The 559-nt window shown below is 39.2% G+C and carries 1 protein-coding gene; it reads right to left on the reverse strand.

Annotation, left to right across the window (positions count from 1 at the left end; translation table 11 throughout):
* Nucleotides 1–114: 114 nt before the first annotated feature.
* Nucleotides 115–387 carry a hypothetical protein gene (locus tag NJD71_RS13605; protein ID WP_319052435.1) on the reverse strand — a complete coding sequence of 91 codons (273 nt, stop codon included), beginning with the start codon at nt 385–387 and terminating at the stop codon, nt 115–117.
* Nucleotides 388–559: the final 172 nt, after the last annotated feature.

The following is a 559-nucleotide window of genomic DNA, read 5'->3' on the forward strand; positions in this document are numbered from 1 at the left end:
AACCAGTTTAATGGCTTCTAGCTTAAATTCTTGGCTGTAGCGTCCGCGTTTGGTGGTCATATCTTCTCTCCAGTCTTGGTGATAGTATAACCTCTTATCTACTGTCCTATTTCATTATGCCACTACAGTAATAGAAGAAATGCTAGGGCTTTCATAAGCTTTACCATCATCACCTACCCATACCATCATAGGACCAAAGTATGTACCCCAACCACTCTGTTTATGTTGATAGTCCTCGCAAAATCCAAATGCAATTCTCTCTGCAACAGCTTCTAAACTTTGATCCTCATGTGTGGCTTTATTGATCTCAGCCGAAATAGAGGATTCATTAGTTTTTTCATTTGATTGTTCTAATTCACTCATTAGTTGGGCTAGTTCAATATTCATCACATCTCTCCGTTAAAAACATAGAACGCTTTGATCAGCGAGTAGATCGGTAACCCTCCCAAACTTAAGACACCTAATAAATAGAATTAAGCTGCCTGATTGAGTTTCTGTATCGGTGTAAAACCGCCATTGCCCATGTTTGGGCGCTTATGATTATAATGGTATAACCAGT

The sequence above is a fragment of the Psychrobacter sp. PP-21 genome, assembly GCF_033790785.1.
GTDB lineage: Bacteria > Pseudomonadota > Gammaproteobacteria > Pseudomonadales > Moraxellaceae > Psychrobacter.

What these genes read in the sequence shown, in the direction of transcription:
- NJD71_RS13605 (WP_319052435.1), bottom strand. Translation starts at nt 387, where the DNA reads ATGAATATTGAACTAGCCCAACTAATGAGTGAATTAGAACAATCAAAT.